This window comes from Herminiimonas sp. KBW02 (assembly GCF_003852535.1).
GTDB lineage: Bacteria > Pseudomonadota > Gammaproteobacteria > Burkholderiales > Burkholderiaceae_D > Oxalicibacterium.
On sequence record NZ_QAJP01000004.1, the window covers coordinates 1 to 16,810 of the forward strand.

Annotated in this window: 21 protein-coding genes; 5 read left to right on the plus strand and 16 right to left on the minus strand. The window is 47.9% G+C overall.

Annotation, left to right across the window (positions count from 1 at the left end):
* The first annotated feature begins 339 nt into the window (after positions 1-339).
* From DBR37_RS04445 to DBR37_RS04455, 3 genes are all read left to right on the plus strand, one after another.
* Positions 340-846 carry a peroxiredoxin gene (locus DBR37_RS04445; protein ID WP_124573288.1) on the plus strand — a complete coding sequence of 169 codons (507 nt, stop codon included), beginning with the start codon at positions 340-342 and terminating at the stop codon, positions 844-846.
* Between the two features lie 126 nt (positions 847-972).
* Positions 973-1,419, plus strand: coding sequence for a hypothetical protein (locus DBR37_RS04450; protein WP_124573290.1), 447 nt, complete (start codon positions 973-975; stop codon positions 1,417-1,419).
* A 191-nt stretch (positions 1,420-1,610) separates the two neighbouring features.
* Complete coding sequence (locus DBR37_RS04455; protein ID WP_124573291.1) at positions 1,611-1,790, plus strand: hypothetical protein; 180 nt, start codon at positions 1,611-1,613, stop codon at positions 1,788-1,790.
* A 185-nt stretch (positions 1,791-1,975) separates the two neighbouring features.
* On the opposite strand, the gene argC is transcribed toward DBR37_RS04455, so the two are convergent.
* Both argC and DBR37_RS04465 read right to left on the minus strand, forming a co-directional pair.
* The gene (argC, locus tag DBR37_RS04460; RefSeq protein WP_124573293.1) at positions 1,976-2,908 is read right to left on the minus strand and encodes an N-acetyl-gamma-glutamyl-phosphate reductase; all 933 of its coding nucleotides are present in this window, start codon (positions 2,906-2,908) and stop codon (positions 1,976-1,978) included.
* A gap of 336 nt (positions 2,909-3,244) precedes the next feature.
* Positions 3,245-4,003, minus strand: coding sequence for a sulfite exporter TauE/SafE family protein (locus DBR37_RS04465; RefSeq protein ID WP_370454227.1), 759 nt, complete (start codon positions 4,001-4,003; stop codon positions 3,245-3,247).
* Positions 4,004-4,092: 89 nt separating this feature from the next.
* Between DBR37_RS04465 and DBR37_RS04470 the strand changes: the two genes are divergently transcribed.
* Positions 4,093-4,980 (plus strand): LysR family transcriptional regulator, encoded by an 888-nt coding sequence (locus DBR37_RS04470; protein WP_124573294.1) that lies wholly within the window; start codon positions 4,093-4,095, stop codon positions 4,978-4,980.
* Between the two features lie 163 nt (positions 4,981-5,143).
* Here DBR37_RS04470 and gor read toward each other — a convergent pair whose 3' ends face one another.
* The 12 genes from gor to DBR37_RS04530 all read right to left on the minus strand — a co-directional run bounded on the left by gor (position 5,144) and on the right by DBR37_RS04530 (position 14,078).
* A complete protein-coding gene (gene gor / locus DBR37_RS04475; RefSeq protein ID WP_124573296.1) occupies positions 5,144-6,532 on the minus strand; it encodes a glutathione-disulfide reductase in 1,389 nt (462 codons plus the stop codon).
* Between the two features lie 90 nt (positions 6,533-6,622).
* A complete protein-coding gene (locus DBR37_RS04480; protein WP_124573297.1) occupies positions 6,623-7,072 on the minus strand; it encodes a GNAT family N-acetyltransferase in 450 nt (149 codons plus the stop codon).
* 89 nt (positions 7,073-7,161) lie between these two features.
* A complete protein-coding gene (locus DBR37_RS04485) occupies positions 7,162-7,632 on the minus strand; it encodes a pyridoxamine 5'-phosphate oxidase family protein (protein WP_124574141.1) in 471 nt (156 codons plus the stop codon).
* Positions 7,629-8,252 carry an FMN-dependent NADH-azoreductase gene (locus DBR37_RS04490; protein ID WP_124573299.1) on the minus strand — a complete coding sequence of 208 codons (624 nt, stop codon included), beginning with the start codon at positions 8,250-8,252 and terminating at the stop codon, positions 7,629-7,631. Before DBR37_RS04490 ends, DBR37_RS04485 begins: the two co-directional genes overlap by 4 nt.
* A gap of 58 nt (positions 8,253-8,310) precedes the next feature.
* On the minus strand, positions 8,311-9,006 hold the full coding sequence (locus DBR37_RS04495) for a glutathione S-transferase N-terminal domain-containing protein (protein ID WP_124573300.1): 696 nt from the start codon (positions 9,004-9,006) through the stop codon (positions 8,311-8,313).
* A gap of 24 nt (positions 9,007-9,030) precedes the next feature.
* The gene (locus DBR37_RS04500) at positions 9,031-9,573 is read right to left on the minus strand and encodes a carboxymuconolactone decarboxylase family protein (RefSeq protein ID WP_124573302.1); all 543 of its coding nucleotides are present in this window, start codon (positions 9,571-9,573) and stop codon (positions 9,031-9,033) included.
* A gap of 41 nt (positions 9,574-9,614) precedes the next feature.
* Positions 9,615-10,325: an SDR family NAD(P)-dependent oxidoreductase gene (locus DBR37_RS04505; RefSeq protein ID WP_124573304.1), complete on the minus strand. Its 711-nt coding sequence runs from the start codon at positions 10,323-10,325 to the stop codon at positions 9,615-9,617.
* A 118-nt stretch (positions 10,326-10,443) separates the two neighbouring features.
* The gene (locus tag DBR37_RS04510; protein ID WP_124574142.1) at positions 10,444-10,989 is read right to left on the minus strand and encodes a carboxymuconolactone decarboxylase family protein; all 546 of its coding nucleotides are present in this window, start codon (positions 10,987-10,989) and stop codon (positions 10,444-10,446) included.
* Between the two features lie 234 nt (positions 10,990-11,223).
* On the minus strand, positions 11,224-12,180 hold the full coding sequence (locus DBR37_RS04515) for an AraC family transcriptional regulator (protein ID WP_124573306.1): 957 nt from the start codon (positions 12,178-12,180) through the stop codon (positions 11,224-11,226).
* Positions 12,181-12,416: 236 nt separating this feature from the next.
* A complete protein-coding gene (locus tag DBR37_RS04520) occupies positions 12,417-13,052 on the minus strand; it encodes a nitroreductase family protein (RefSeq protein WP_124573308.1) in 636 nt (211 codons plus the stop codon).
* A gap of 46 nt (positions 13,053-13,098) precedes the next feature.
* The gene (locus DBR37_RS04525) at positions 13,099-13,515 is read right to left on the minus strand and encodes a cupin domain-containing protein (RefSeq protein ID WP_124573309.1); all 417 of its coding nucleotides are present in this window, start codon (positions 13,513-13,515) and stop codon (positions 13,099-13,101) included.
* Between the two features lie 107 nt (positions 13,516-13,622).
* Complete coding sequence (locus tag DBR37_RS04530; RefSeq protein WP_124574143.1) at positions 13,623-14,078, minus strand: DUF3788 domain-containing protein; 456 nt, start codon at positions 14,076-14,078, stop codon at positions 13,623-13,625.
* Positions 14,079-14,277: 199 nt separating this feature from the next.
* Here DBR37_RS04530 and DBR37_RS04535 point away from each other — a divergent pair, with 199 nt between their 5' ends.
* A complete protein-coding gene (locus DBR37_RS04535; protein ID WP_124573311.1) occupies positions 14,278-15,687 on the plus strand; it encodes a PLP-dependent aminotransferase family protein in 1,410 nt (469 codons plus the stop codon).
* Positions 15,688-15,737: 50 nt separating this feature from the next.
* Here DBR37_RS04535 and DBR37_RS04540 read toward each other — a convergent pair whose 3' ends face one another.
* The gene (locus DBR37_RS04540; RefSeq protein ID WP_124573313.1) at positions 15,738-16,124 is read right to left on the minus strand and encodes a DUF488 domain-containing protein; all 387 of its coding nucleotides are present in this window, start codon (positions 16,122-16,124) and stop codon (positions 15,738-15,740) included.
* Positions 16,125-16,162: 38 nt separating this feature from the next.
* Positions 16,163-16,747 (minus strand): uracil-DNA glycosylase family protein, encoded by a 585-nt coding sequence (locus tag DBR37_RS04545; protein ID WP_124573314.1) that lies wholly within the window; start codon positions 16,745-16,747, stop codon positions 16,163-16,165.
* Positions 16,748-16,810: the final 63 nt, after the last annotated feature.

Consider the following 16,810-nt stretch of genomic DNA (forward strand, 5'->3'; position numbering starts at 1 on the left):
TTCTACCCACTCCTGGATGATTGAAATTACTTCAAGCAATCACGATCGATCAAGGCGAAATGAGAGAAAGATGTTTCGGCTAAAATCGTTATCGTGATTGCAGTCTTAATCCTTCATCATCCCGTAGCGTTGTAGGCTTTCGCCACACTTACAAGGTAATAACTGAGTTGACGCTGTTTGTTAACCTCTTAAACGCAACACTGAGGTGCGCGAAGTTAATAGCCATGTTTTCCAGATTGCGACGTAGAAGAAAAAATGTGCTTTGCTATGGCTGGTAGGATGCAATTTCGTGTCAGGATTCTATGGTTTCAAAACGGATGTACTGGAATTGGAGTCGATATGCCGATTGGAATAGTAGGAAGTACAGCTCCAGAATTAAAGGTTTCTTATTGGATTGATTCCAATGGAAAGGAGCGTCATCCGTTGAAGCTTGCCGAACTTGGGCCCGATTTCAAAGTACTTTTCTTTTTTCAGAATTGGTGTCCCGGATGTCACACCGACGGATTCCCGCAGCTAAAACGTCTTATTGATCATCTCGAACACAGAGGAGTGGGATTTGCTGCAATTCAAACGGTATTTGAAGGAATGGACACAAATACCAAAGACAAAATTCTTGTGAATCAGCGGCGACATCACTTAAAAATCCCTTTCGGTCATGATGCACCTTTGACCGCTAATCTTTACCCTGCAACTATAGAGGATTATCGAAGTCGGGGGACGCCTTGGTTTGTTCTCATAAATCCTAACAATGTCGTGATTTACAACGATTTTAGATTGAATTTTGAGAAAGCCCTGATGATCATCAAGTCGAGCTCTCCACTTGATGATGGCTCTCCTAGCTTATAGCGGAACGGAGTTCATAGGTTGAGCGGAATGGAAGAATTTTCTGTGGTTATTTCAGACCGTAAAAAGGTGTCTCCTGAATAGAGTGATGGCAGTAACTGACGAGTAAGAAAATTTTGGAGAGTGATCATGATTAACAAAAGTGCGTTACGAGAGTCAATGCTTGTACTGGAAAAAGAAAAATTAGCGTTTTCAGAAAAGGCATACTCAGAGTATCTCGGAAGTGCGAGGCGGAATAGCAGTGAACCGCAAGATCACCATGATTTCTCCATAGAGTTCGCTGACTCAGAAGTAGCGCAAGCATTTGAAACTACCCTTCATAGCCATATAGATGCGATAAGTAAACTAAGAACTATCGATTTTTCTCCAAAAGTCGTGGTCGAAGAAGGCGCAATTATTTTTTTGCGAGATCGCTGGTTTGTTATTGCTGTTGCGACGACGCAATTTGATTGTGATGGAACACCGTTTATGGGCATATCAACCGATGCTCCATTGTTCAAAGCGATGGAAGGAAAAGCGCCTGACGACTGGTTCACATGGAATGGTAAGGAATTTAGAATCAGTGTGGTCGCCTGATATTGATGCACTGATGAGCTAGTAAACACGGGGCAATAATTATTTAATTGCGATGCCTATTTTGGCCGATCTGCTGCTTAAATAGACGCATAACTCAGAAGGGGAAAATGTTATTAGGGGTAAAAGTACGGAATTTTTCTTAGATACGTTAAAGTAAGCTGGTTGTATCTCATATTTACCATGGAGCGATGATGCCTAAAACAGATGAAAATAGTGAGCCACAAAACGATGTGCCTATAAAAAGAAAATTATGGAAAGAAAATTCGGAACCAGCTCCGACGCACCACTGGACTATGGATGAAATAAAGGAAGATGAAAAGCTGCACGGATTGGTCGACGAAGACCACCCGTTTCCGTCCAAAAGTAACTAAGAATTTCCTTTGATTTGATTTATGTCAATTAGGGCGGAGAAGAGGCTGCGGATGTGAATCAAATGCTTCTTGACGGTGATACCGAGATGTATGAAGAACAAGGTGAAATTGCTCGATGCTGACATCGACATTGTCTGGAATGGTCGGCAACTCTTAGCTGTGACTGGCCGACATCAACAAAGAATTTACGATGATCGGAGCATTAAGCGGAGATTCTGAATCGCGGCACCTGAAGCGCCCTTTCCTAAATTATCGAAACACGCGATCAGCACTGCTTGTTCCGATGCAGTGTCACCAAACACAGAAATTTCCAGTGAATTAGTGTTATTGAACCTTTCCGGATTGATGTTCACCGAATCAGCTGCCGTGCCTTCAATCAATGGAGCGACACATACTGCGGTGGAACTCTCATAGTGTTCCGAAAGTATTGCATGCAAATCGTAAGGAGTAGTAGCAACTCGCGATGCCCATAGCGGTAGTGGTATTTGTACCAGCATTCCTTGGCGAAAGGTGCCGACCGCGGGTATAAATAAAGGCGGGCGAGAAAGCCCGGAGTGTTGTTGCATTTCTCTCAAGTGTTTATGTTGAAAATTCAGACCGTAAGGACGAAACGCCGGCCTCTTTTCTGAGGGATCTTCATAGGAAGCGATCATCGCTTTGCCGCCCCCGCTGTATCCGCTGATCGCATTGACCGTTATTGGCGTGTCCGGCGCAAGTAAGCCTTTTTGAATTAAAGGACTCAAAAGTGCAATCACACCTGTGGCATAGCAGCCAGGGTTCGACACCCGACGAGCTTGAGCGATACGACTTGCTTGTTCTGGGTGCATTTCCGGAAAACCATAAACCCACCCAGAAGCTACACGGTGAGCAGAACTGGCATCCAATACACGTACGTTATCGTTTTTGATCCAAGATACTGCATCTTTCGCTGCGTCGTCTGGCAGGCATAAGATCGCCACATCGACATCATTGAGAAGTTGTCGACGCACGTGTTCTTTTTTACGATCAAACTCGTCGATTGAGATGATATCGATATCATCGTCGTTGGCAAGCAATTGGTGAATTTGGAGGCCGGTTGTTCCAGCCTGCCCATCTATGAATATCCTGGGTTTTTTCATGACGACTCAGTTAATTTTCTATCGAGAAATCGTAAATATATAGTGTAATTTCGGAAGTCAGGTTCTCTACGGCGAAATGATTGGAAGAAAATCAAACAGATATCATTTTAGCGAGTTCGATATAACGTGTCCTTGGAATTGAGACTGAGTTATCAAATCAAAGTTCTGGCTATGATTAAGACAGAAGCGATAAAGTCACACAAGCAAAATGCAGACATTGAAACATATTAGTATTGACTTATGATGCCCGATTTTGATTTGCCTAATGCTCTAGATTCGAACGGATAGGAATAGCGATACGGCTCATGGTGAAAGCCTTCGTTAGGCAGTTATAACTTAAGAAAACGGACGTAGCGTAAGTTCAAGGCCCAAGATCACGAGGAAGAGAAGAAAGCAGTGACGGAATGTTTTCGGACTGATCTTTTGCCGAACAATCGCGCCTAACCACATTCCGATAAGAGCGGGAAAGACGGCCAATAACGACAGGCTGAGCTGATCAAGTCGGAACGCACCTTGGGTGAAGAGTCCTCCTGCGAGAGCAACCGTAGAGACGGTGAATGAAAGGCCGAGGGCCTGGACTAGTTCATCTTTCTGAAGTCCTAGGGCCTGCACATAAGGCACGGCCGGAAGAGTGAAGACGCCGGTGGCACCAGTTAACAATCCGGTAACAATGCCGATAAGAGGCGAGAGCCAGGATTCTAAACGTTTTGGAATCGAGAGCGTCGGTAAGAACAGGGCAGTGATGGCATAGGCGATCAGGGCAAGTCCTAGAGCACGCCCCGACAAGATGGGGTCAACGATTACCAATAGTCGCGCGCCCAAAAGTGTACCAATCACGATGCAGAGCATCATTGCCCACAGTCGGCGCAAGAGGCGAAATGTGTCACGCCCAGCCAACATTTGCCACACATTAGTCACGAACGACGGAATGATTAAGATTGCTGCTGCTGTCAGCGGTGACATAGTTGCCCCTAGGACCCCCATAGCGACCGTGGGTAATCCCATTCCACTCACGCCTTTAACGATACCGGCTCCTAGAAACGTGGCAAATAGTATGCAAATCAATTCAAGGTTCAAAGTATTCATGGTGTGCATTACATATCCAGTCAGAAGCTGGCACAATGCGGTTTTTCCGATGCCGCCTTCGGATTTGCCGAAGGGAAGTTGTTTTTTTTGGGGGGGGTATGAGATTCGATCTCACGGATCTACGCTTGTTCATTTGTGTCGTTGATGCAGGCAGCATTACGGCTGGGGCCAGACAAGCTAATCTCGCATTGGCTTCAGTCAGCGAGCGTATTAGTAATATTGAATCGGATGCCGGTGTCGCTCTACTTGTAAGAAGTCGAACGGGTGTGATAACCACCGAGGCGGGAGAAGCCCTGGCGCATCATGCGCGTCTCATACTCAAGCAACATGGCCTCTTACAAGGAGAGTTACGTGATTTCGGTGCCGGCGCGCGTGGTACGTTGCTGTTGTATGCGAACACTGCAGCGTTGACAGATTTTTTGCCGAAGAGGCTAGCACCCTGGCTGGCGCAACGTCCCCGCTTAAACATCGATTTGAAGGAACGGACGAGTACGGAAATTGTGAAGATGATCAGTTCAGGATTGGTAGAGGCGGGTGTGATATCGGATGCGATAGACTCCACAGGTCTCATAATTCAACCGGTCGCCAGCGATCATCTCGTCCTGATTGTTCCTCTAATGCATCGTCTCGCAGGATTGAAGGCGACCCACTTTGCCGACGTCACAGGTGAACAATTCATTGGCCTAGAGGTTGGGAGTGCGCTTCAGAACCATATCGACGAACACGCGACCGAATTAGGGAAAACCCTAGCTTTCCGTATTCGTATGAAGAACTTCGAGGATGTATGTCAGATGGTATCGCAAGGAGTGGGGGTGGCGATTGTTCCGTATGGAGCCGCAAGGCGTTTTAGAAGTCGATATCCACTCAAAACTCTCAGGATTAGCGATGATTGGGCTCGCAGGCAACTCTGTCTGTGTTTTCAGCAATGGCACAAGTTATCTTCACCAATGCAAAGCCTACTGACGCATCTCGGCGGCGGAGCGTAGATAATTGGCAGTCTCAGCTGATTATTGGAGAAGAAAAAATTGGTATGTCATTTTCCAAGTCAACAAATTCTTGTGCGTTAAAGTCGAGAACCGTTGCGTTGGAAATCATATTAGGCGCTAATGAACGCATCATTTTCGTAACAGTGTTAGCGTGACATAAAAATTAAACGCGTTCAGAATTTTGGATGCGATAGCTCGGTTTATACATGGTCACGAGTTCTTCCGCAGCAGTGGGATGAACAGCCATAGTACGATCGAAATCCTCTTTCGTGACGCCTGCCTTTAGAGCAACACCAAGTAGTTGGACCATCTCGCCAGCGTCATGTCCAAGTATATGCGCACCCAGAACTTTTCGACTTACCGCATCAACTATGAGTTTCATGATCGTTTTTTCCACACGACCGGAAAGCGTCGCCTTCATCGGACGAAATTCGGCACGATAGACCTCTAGTTCGGGATAGCGTTTTGTAGCCTCTTCTTCAGATAGCCCCACTGTTCCAATTTCCGGCTGCGAGAATACGGCAGTGGCGATCACGTCGTGATCAGGAGCAGTTGGATTGTTTCTATACTCGGTTTCGATGAAACACATGGCTTCATGGATCGCAACCGGTGTAAGTTGTACTCGATCAGTGACATCTCCTAGTGCGTAAATATTGGTGACGTTGGTGCGAGAATACTTGTCCACAATGATTGCGCCGCGCTCATTAATCTTGACGCCGGCAGCCTGCAGGCCGAGTTCTTGAGTGTTTGGGTTGCGACCAAGTGCCAGCATGACGGAATCTACGGCTATCGATTTTCCGTCCATTGTTTTTGCCATGAGACCCCCTTCAGGAGTTTTCGTAACGTTCTCTATAACGTCGGATAGTACAATGTGGATACCTTTTTCAGTCATTGCTTTGTGCAGACCATGACGAAGGTCTCGGTCGAAACGTGACAGAATTTCTTTTCCACGATAGATTAGTGTTACATGTACACCAAGGCCATGGAAGATATTGGCAAATTCGACGGCGATATAGCCGCCACCGGCAATCAGGATTGATCGAGGCAACTCTGGAAGGTCGAAAGCTTCATTGGACGAAATACAGAGTTCATGGCCAGGTAGAGAGGTATGTGGGTTTGGTGTGCCGCCGGTGGCGACGATGATCTTTTCTGCAGTTACCGTCTCTCCAGTTCTTAAAAAACGAATAGTGTGGGCATTGATCAACTCTGCGCGACTTTCAATGATCTCAACACCATTGTTCTCAAGGCCATGACGATAAAGACCTTCGAGTCGGGTAATTTCTTTATCTTTGCCAGCGATTAGCTTCCTCCAATTGAACGTATTTTTACCGACTTCCCATCCGTAACCTATAGCATCCTCGAAATGCTCATGAAATTGAGAAGCATAGACGAAGAGTTTCTTAGGTACGCAGCCTCGGATGACGCAGGTTCCCCCGAGCCTATGTTCTTCGGCAATTGCAACTCGCTTGCCGAGTGACGCAGCGAGTCGGGCCGCCCGCACTCCACCCGATCCACCGCCAATTACAAATAAATCATAGTCAAAGGTAGTCATGTAATCTTCCCGGAAATTAAACTTTTAACGAATGAGTAACTTATTAGACACTAAGGTCGAAAATTAAAGTACTGACCGCACATTAGCGTGTCAGGTAAATAGTTTTTGATAGTGGATGAACCCTGAACGATTAGCGATGCGGTCGTATAGTTGTCTGGCGTTATGATTGTATTCGTGTGTCAGCCAATACACACGAGATACTCCGCGGCTTTTCGCGTTTGCATAGACATGTTCGATCAAAGCGCGGCCGACGCCATTGCCACGCCCATCGGCTGCAACGAAAAGATCTTGAAGATAGCAGTCATCACTCGTTGCCCAAGTCGAGCGATGATAAATAAAATGCACTAGTCCCACCGCTTGTCCATCCACCATGGCCAACGCCGCATGTATCGGTTCGAGCGGATCTAAGAAACGAATCCAAGTCTTGTGTGTCACAGAATCAGGGATATCCACTTCATAAAATCGCTGATAGCTTTTCCACAGAGGAAGCCAAATTTCAAAATCGTCGTTTTTAATGTCCTTGATTTCGACTGGTTGCATGGAATGTTCCTAAAATTTAGGTGTTCGCTGCGGTATGGAGCGGGTACGTGGACGTTATGAGTCGGTTGTTGTTCTTCGTGCACCGGCGTCTATGGACCGACGAACTTCACACCGTACTTGTGATAGTAGGTGTTCTTGATTTCTTCCTGACTTCGATGAGGATCAGCAAAAACATGCGCTGGCGACAACAACGGGGTGATCAAGGTTGTCTCTATTCTGACAACATGATCGACAGGATATTCTGGGCCGTTCGTCGCCCGAACCCAATCGGCAATCATTGAAAATTCGTTGTGATTTGACGGCAGTACCGATGCTCGACCTTTGAATCGATAGCCTCGTCTCTGGAAAATATCAACTACATTAATTTCGACGGCGGGATTACGCTTCAAATTCTCTATCGTGCGAGGTGAAGCGATATCGGCGAAGTAGAGAGCACCATCTCTGACTGTCAAAGATGCTTTCGGTGAAAGATTGGGTGTTCCATCTTCGTTGACTGTCGCGACAAATGACAGCATCGCCTGTTTGATGATTATCTCAACGTCGGCATTAATTTCAATCATAGACATGGGACATTTCCTATGACTGTTAGGTCGATTTTTGCGAGTGCTTTTTCTCTCGCTAGTTTGGCTTGTTCTTGGTCGAGAAAGGCAGTGGCTTGCACGGAGAGAAATTGTAGAGATTTAAGTCCAATGCAGTCCAGCACTGCCGACAGATACGGAGTTAGAAAATCAGGCTGGTTAGCTCGATCGCCCGTAAAGACGCCGCCGGAAGCAATTCCGACAAAAACTGGGCGATTCCGGAGCATTCCCACCTTCCCCGTTGGAGTGGACTTGAATGTTCGGCCGGCGCGAAGAATTTGATCAATCCAAGCCTTGAGGACCGACGGAACGGTTAAATTGTTCATTGGTGTTCCAATGACAATCACATCCGCTGTTTCAACTTCTTGAATAAGAGTTTCGGACAGATCCAGTGAGCCTTTCAGCGGAGCCGCCAAAGTGCCTGGTGACGATAGGGTAGTTGCATAATCGGATGACGCGTGGGGTAGAGGGGTTGAGGCAAAGTCTCGACGGCTGATACGCGCGTTAGGAACGATCTCAAGAAGTTTTTTGACGATTGCTGCCGAAAGTTGGCGACTGTGTGATTCTGGGCGCGGGCTGCAATCTATGTGGAGGATGTTCATGCGAACGATCCCAACTGCTTTACAGAGTTGATCAGGACTATATTCATAATTGCTCTCCTTAGTTAGTCGCCGTTACTTCGAGTCCGCGTTGCACTGCCGGGCGTGCTAGGCCACGGGTAAACCATGCTTGTACATGATGAAAACGGTCGAACTCGACGAGTTCGCGCGCTTCGTAAAAGCCGATAAGGTTGCGTACCCAGCCGAGCAATGAAATATCGGCGATGCTGTAAGTTCCCATCACCCAGTCGCGGTCTGCGAGTCGATTGTCAAGGACACTGAGTAGCCGTGCTGATTCGTTTACGTAACGGTCGCGCGGACGTTTGTCCTCATAAGCTTTGCCGGCGAACTTATTGAAGAACCCGACCTGGCCGAACATTGGTCCAACTCCGCCCATTTGCCACATCACCCACTGAATCGTTTCGTAGCGGGTGTTTGGGTCACTCGAAATTAATTGTCCGGTCTTGTCTGCAAGGTATAAGAGAATAGCTCCCGATTCAAACAGCGCGAGTGGTTTACCGCTTGGCCCCTCAGGGTCGTAGATTGCGGGAATCTTACCGTTGGGGTTGAGTGAGAGAAAGGCCGGGTCGTGACTTTCGTTTGCTGCGATGTCGATTCGGTGCGGTTCATAGGCGAGGCCTGTTTCTTCGAGCATAATTCCGACTTTCACCCCATTTGGTGTCGGCAAGGAAAAGAGTTGAAGCCGATCGGGATATTGTGCTGGCCATCGTTTAAAAATTGGATGATCGAGTATCATTTTCTCTCCTAAATTTGTCAGCGTTCAGATTGAACCAGCTAGCGGAACGGCTGGATAATCTTTTTCAGGATCAAACACGTTGTTGAAAAAGTTGGTTAGAGAGAACATCGCCACCATTGAAATTATTTCCATAATGTTCGCATCCGTGTAGCCGGCATCGCGCACCGCTTGCACGTCAGAGTCGTTAACTTGGCCGCGAGTCTCAATGACTTTACGTGCAAATTGGACTGCTGCATCGCGCTTCGGGTCGCTGGAATGTCCCTTTCGAGCGAGAATAATTTCATCGGCAGGAAGTTTAGCTAAATTGGCTGCATAGGTATGAACCGCTAGACAATAATTACAACCATTCACCTCGGAAACAATGAGACTGATTGCTTCACGCGTCTTCATGTCGAGTGCCTTGTTTAAGGAACTGCGGAAGGCAGCCCATGCGTTGAATGCGATTGGACTCTGCGCAAAGCTCGCCAGCATATTTGGAGTAAAGCCGAGACTCTTGCTGAATGCATCGAGAGTTGGTTTCGACTCCGGCGGCACTTGTTCTGGCTTTAGAGCAGTAGTTCTTGGCATGGTAATCTTTCTAAAATTATCGGTTTATTTAATGGAGTATTTCAGTGGCCAGCACTTTGTCCACCGTCAACGTGCAGAATTTCTCCCGTGATGAACGGTGCGGAGTCGAGAAAGAGAATGGCATCGGTGATATCGTTAGTTTCACCTAAGCGTCCAATAGGGTTGTAAGTTCCCAGGGCTTCGTGAATTTCGGTTGGATGCATCGGCGTCTTTATGTTTCCCGGAGCAACGGCATTCACTCGAATACCTTTCTTTGCATATTCGATTGCGAGTGATTTCGTCGCAGCATTGATGCCGCCCTTCGATAAAGCCGCCAAAGCCGAGTAAACGCCGCTGATCGCTACTTGGTCGATACTAGCTGTGATGCTCACCACGTGACCACTCGAATGCTTTTCCATTTCCTGAATCGCAAGTTGCGTGATGTGATAAAAACCTGCCATGTTCACATTCATTACGGAAGCGTAATCTTCTGCTGTGTGCTCAGTAAAAGGTTTTCCGATATAAATGCCGGCGTTGTTCACCAACGTGTCAATTCGACCAAACCGTGCGACACCTTCGGAAATAACACGTTGAGCAGTTGTAGGATTGCCTATGTCGCCGATTACGTTCAAAATGTTCTCGTCATCCGATGGTTTGATCGAACGTGAGGTTGCGATGACGCGGTAATCGAGTTTTCGAAATGCCTTTACGACTTCAGCGCCGATACCACGCGATGCACCTGTGACGACAACTACCTTCTGTGACTTATTCATTCCTTGCCCCTGATAATATTATTTCTCGTCAATGTCCATCGCCGGCATACACGAAAACTCCGACGCGTTCCTGAGATATCTCTTTGGATGCATCCGGGTTTTCGCATCATGCATGAGCTTAGATTGAGCCAGCTGGTGTAACGGCCGGGAAGTCTTTCTCGGGATCGAATACATTATTAATAAAGTTCGTCAGGGAATACATAGCCACTAGCGCAACAATCTCCATAATATTTGCATCTGTGTAACCAGCATCGCGGACGGCTTGTATATCGGCGTCACTAACTTGGCCGCGCGCCTTGGTAACTTTCTGTGCAAACTGAATAACTGCGTCCCGTTTCAGATCAGTAGCATGGCCCTTTCGAGCGAGAATGATTTCATCGGCCGGCATCTTTGCCATATGCTCAGCTGTATAGCTGTGAACTGTCAGGCAGTAGTTGCAACCATTTATTTCGGAGACAACTAGGCCAATGCTGTCACGAGTTTTTACGTCAAGCGCCTTACTCAAAGAGCCAAGCAGAGTGGCCCATGCGTTGAAAGCAATGGGACTTTGCGCGAAAGTCGCCATCATGTTGGGGGTAAAACCGATATTCTTGGTGAACATATCGAGAGTTGGTTTCGAAGCAGCTGGCACTTGGTCTGGCGTTAAAGCAATAGTTCTGGTCATCATGATCTCCATAAGTAAAGTAGGCAGTGGTTTTACTAATTTGGGAAATTCCTCTTAGAATCTTCCCTTCGGTTAGTGACTCTACTTTAGGCCTGCTAGGTACAAATTTCGAGACGACCTTGGCTCAATAAAATGCTCAAAAAGATCAACATAAAGAAATAATTCATCGACTGATCGCGAAAGGAAATGGTGCGACTAGCATCTCATTCAGCCCGCAGATTGAAAGCGAAGACATTACTTGACTTCGTGTGATAGGCGTCGACATTGCCCGGGGGTCATTCCCATTTTTTCAGTGAACACCCTCCGAAATGCTGCCACGGATCGATAACCGACCGCGTCGGCCACAGCCTCGGTGGTCATTCCAGGTTTCTTAAGTTCATTAGCGGCCATGCTCATCCGGATTTCCGTCAGAAGTTCTATCGCCGAACGCCCCAGTTTGTCTTGAAAGTGCCGCACAAAAGTAGCGCGTGACATGTTGCACAAGTCGGCAAGATCAGGAAGATTCCAAGGGCGTGCCGGACTAGCGAACATTGCTGAAATGGCTGGGGTCAATCTGGAATGGCCGGCAAGCGTTAGTAGGCCAGACGGTGCCTGATCTGATTCACTCGCCGCGCGTAGTGCTAGTGTGAATAGTGCCGAAGTTAGTGAGTTGAGGATTGCACATCCTCCCGGTTTATCGCTGGCAGACTCCACACGCATTAGTCCTACGAGATTGGCTAGGTGGTTGGAAGCGGACTTGATGTCTCCCCCACGGTGGCCGTCGATGGCACGCACAATCAAAGTCGCGGGTAGATAATCACGAACCAACCGATCATGAGGCGGTTCGATGAAGAATCGCCCGCACAGCATGTCTAGATGCTCACCCGGACTGTCATTCTCGCTGAGTCTCCATCCCGCAGAACCCTGTCGATTGTGTGTGGCGCTCGGGGGATGTCCGCTGCCATCATGCAGCACATGCGCAGACCCGTGAGGCAACAGCACAATATCGCCGGCCACTAGTTCCTTGTTCGTTTTCGTGTCCGGATCCTCAATAATAGCCCGACCATTGAGCACCACGTGATAGGGGATTTCATGAGCTGCAGATTGTGGCCAAGCCACACGCCATGGTGCACCATACGTGCAGTGGACCTCCAGCTTGCCGGTGACGGTAATTATTTGCAGGAGGCGGCTGAGCCAATCGACTTGGGACATAGAATCTCGGAAACTTAAAACGTTGATTGCGATTGCACATTGGTTGTGAGCACCCCGGTGTTCAATGCGCGAGCCGACCGTACACATAGTGTCTGACATCTTTCATGGAAGAAATCGAGCACATACGAAAAACCCGGAGGGATTTCCAAGACTGCTTCCTGGGCCCCTCCGGGCTTTGGTGTTACGTTTACCTTACTTCTAGATCCCTCGAAAGGGGTATTGTGACTGGGTTAAGTTTAGATCAAATTTAGTACTTCTGTAACTGGACGGCGTGGTTTCTGCGCCCAGTTTCCGGCACGCTCAACCCCAACGGACAATAACATGACTGGCACTTCGTTTTTGGTCAGACCGAATTCGCGGTGCACCCCATCGGCATCGAAGCCTATCATCGGCGTCGAACCCAATCCGAGCGAACGGGCCGCATAGATCATCGCCGCCGCGCCAAAGGTGCCGGTGCGCATGGCCTCGTCACGTTGACGCTGCGGTTGGTCCATGTAAAGACCACGCGCAGGGTTTTCCCATTCCGGTACCATCGTTGCAGGCATGACACCAGCTTTCACCAATGGAGCTAAGCGTTCAGGTATTACGCTGGAATCGGCTAACTGGCCACAGATGATAAAGGTAACAGCTGCTTCGGTAATCGGGGGTTGACCCCAAGCAATCGGGCTCAGCCGAGCCTTGGCTTCGCGTGTGCGCACCGCGATGAAGCGCCAGTTCTGCATGTGAAAGGATGTTGGTGCTGTAGTACCGATTCGCACGAGTTCATAGATTTGCTCATCGCTTAAGGTGGCGTCAGGGTCGTAATATTTGGCAGCGGTGCGACTCAAAATACATTCGATGACAGGATTGCTCGTGGTGATTCCGTTGATCATGATTATTCCTAGGGACAAAAGAGTATGTTGAGGTATAAGAAAATGCTTACTTTGCTGGTTTGGTCAGTTCTTTGTCATTGCTATCAACGATGAATATGGCCAATAGCTTTGCTGCTTTGGTTTTGCTCGCATTTCGGCTAATAGAATGGCTCGCACCAGGCGGTTCAGACCAGCTCTCACCAGCACGGTATACGCGAACTTCACCATCGTTGACTTTTGATTCGATCGCACCTGATACCACGTACGCGTATATGAAAGCGGACTTTGCGTGCATGTGGGGTAACGAGGCTGCACCCGGTGGATACTTAACCTCTACAGCGACCAGTGATTTACCGGGTAGATTTGGAATCGTTTGTTCAAAATTCAGCTTCACAATTTCACTGCCATCATGCGCTACGACATCACTACTAATGAAGATTGTAATTGCCGCGCATAGCGCAATCAGAATCGGATGAATGATCATGTGTGGATGTCTCATATTGCCCTTGAAATTTTGTGCAGCAACGTGCAAATATTCTGTACCATCAATGGTATTAATAAAAGAACCAAGATTCGCTATTTTTGTGTGTACTAAGAAATGGCGAGTGGAGGGCGCTTCATACTGACTAGTTCCATCACATCATGAAGATCATTTGCAGATGAGATAGCAACTGTCATCCATTTCCCATCAGGGTATGTTCGGGCTTGATCGTAGAACTTAACCAATTGAGGGCTCCAGGCATAACGCCGCTCCTCAAACTTCTCTCGCTCTGCTCTTCCCAAGACCACCAGAACTGAAAATAGTTTGTATCCCGGTATTAATGTGCAGAACGCCTTGGTCTTCTTGTAGCGCAGGGACCAACCGCGGTTTTTACCGCCATGGAGCCAATCCGGTGTGAAAACATTGGGATAGGATGCTTCGATCCAGCTTCGCAGCTGGTTCCAATGCTCGAACGCCTCCAGCCCGATCCAGTTTCGGATCATGTTTTCATCTGGCGGTGCCGATTTGTCTATGATTCTGTCGCCGATTTGAGACTGCTGCTCGATGTTGCTTTCCTCACGCCTCACATTGATTTCTCTGGTGGACCTAGCACCTGCTTTTCCTGGAGACGAACTTTTCCGCGTGGGTGGGGTCTCGAGCGTCATGTTGACCTTAGGATTATGTGGGTTAATATGAAAATATTTTGTACCATCAATGGTATGAATAAAAGAACCAAGATTCCCAATTTTTGTGTGTACTAAGGATATGATTTCAAACCTGAAAATTCAAATCGATCGGACTGCAAAGTTATCTCTATCCGAACAAATTTGTGTGAGCATTCGGCGGGCAATAGAGTCGGGACTTCTTGCGCCTGGCACTCGATTGCCCTCGTGGCAAGCTCTAGCTGCACAACTTGGTGTGGCTCGCGGTACTGTTCAAGCGGCGTATGAACGATTATCAGACTCTCAGATGATCGAAACATTTGGAGCAAAAGGTACCCGCGTAGCACCACGACCCCTAGTAACTGCGATGAAACCCGAAGTGCCTCAGCCTGGAGCTTTTATAAAAAACTATCTGGAGATGATGGCCGGACCAGCGATCTTTCAACTCGGTATTCCAACGATGGAAGGGTTTCCGGAACAGCTTTTCGCTCGTGCCCGCTCTTCCAATTTACTGAAGACTGGATCTTTCTCATCGATGGTCTATCCTGACCCTAGGGGGGAGTTCGAGCTGCGGAGAGAAGTTGCAGGCTATCTCTCCATTTCTAGAAATTTTCACTGTTTTCCAGAGCAGGTGTTTATCACTTCGGGATACAGCTCCGGCTTAGGCCTTGTACTGCGAGTGTTAGGTTTGGACCATAGGAAGGTTTGGATGGAAGAGCCTGGTTTTTTCCTCACTCGAAAGGGATTAGAACTTGCTCGCTTGAATATTGTCCCGGTACCTGTAGACGCAGAAGGCCTCAACGTAGACTACGGAATCGAGAACGCCGCGGACGCAGCGTTGGTCGTGGTAACGCCTGGTCAACAGGCTCCATTGGGCACTACTCTGTCTTTGAGGAGACGGCTTCAATTACTTGAATGGGCAACCGCGAATGATGCCTGGATCGTCGAAGATGACTATCTCAGCGAACTTCAACTAGAAGGCAGGCCCGCGCCCGCCTTAGCGTCTTTGGATGAGGGGAAAAGAGTTATTCACGTAGGTTCTTTTAGCAAAACTATTAGTCCGGGACTGCGACTTGGATTTGTCGTGGTGCCAGCTGAACAGACTGCTGCGTTCTCCGAGGTTGCTACAACACTTGCCCCTGCGCCATCACCCGTAACTCAACTCGCTACTGCTCAATTTATGCGTGATGGTCACTACATTCAGCGCGTACGTCGACTCAAGCGTTTATATTCTGCCCAGAGTAACGCGCTATGCGAGCAGTTACGCATGCGTGACGCCGAGTGGATTAAGGCCGGCTTGGCGGTACTCCTCAGACTACCCGAGGGAGCCCCCGACGTGCAGATTGTTCGGGATGCGAGGAGCATTGGTATCGCACCATCGCCGTTATCTGCTTGGTTCGCGACTCCATCCAGAGCCTTACCTGGTCTTTTGCTTGGGGTTGCCTCTGCACCTGAATCGTACGTTGCTAAATCGTGTCGCCAATTGTTCGAGATCATCGACCGATATTGCTAGCAAACCACTGTTTGAGTGGGTATTTATCGATCCAAAATAGAATAATGATTCTATCTTAGATGTAATTTTGACATGACTTCGCGCAAAACTACTGCCTGATTATGTTGCTCATCTTTAGCGCCGTAGACAAGCGTTATTGGCCGGCCAGCAGCATTCACGAGTAGTAATTGCATCTGCCGTAATTTTTCTACCTCAGTTAGTTCACTTCTATAGCGCTGTTTGAAAACTTCCCAATGTTGCGGATCGTGCGCGAACCATTTTCGCAATTCGTCGGTCGGCGCAAGTTCACGTGCCCAATGATCAAGTTTCAGCGATTCTTTGCTACGGCCGCGAGGCCAGAGACGGTCAACCAGAACTCGATAGCCATCATCTTCGGAAGGATCCTCATATGCTCGACGAATCGAAATCATTGAATGTTTATTACCTAGGTTCGACATTTCAGTTCCTCATTGACTGGGCCTGATAAAGCGACTATCTAATCCAAACGTTTTTTTACTGTCTCACGCAAGACTGGTAAAAGTTTACTCTCGAACCAGGGATTACGGGCCATCCAACTAACGCAGCGCCATGACGGATGCGGTAATGGGAAAAATGTGGGAAGAAAAGAGGAGAATGCTTTAACTCTATCTGTTTGTAATCGAGGCGCTGTCCACGGCAAATAACGCGCTTGCGCATAACTTCCAATTAACAATGTCAAACGATCGGATGGGAGTTGCGCCAAAATTTTGTCATGCCATAACGGCGCACATTCAGGTCGTGGAGGTAGGTCGCCAGTTTTTCCTTTACCTGGGTAGCAAAATCCCATTGGCATGATGGCGACTTTCTCTGGATTGTAAAAATCTTGTGATGATATGCCAAGCCATTCCCGCAAACGCGCACCGCTTTGATCGTCCCACGGAATACCGCTGGCATGCACTTTCGTACCTGGTGCTTGTGAGATGATCAAAATCTGCGCCGTTCTGCTGAACTGCACCACCGGACGGGGACCTAAGGGTAAATTTGGTACGCAGTTAGTACAAGCAGCAATTTCTTCATGTAGTTTTTTTATACTTTGTACCATTTTTTCTTGGCTGGAAATTTCTGTTTTCGAAAAATTGCGGTGTTCACTGACAGAGTCGGATTT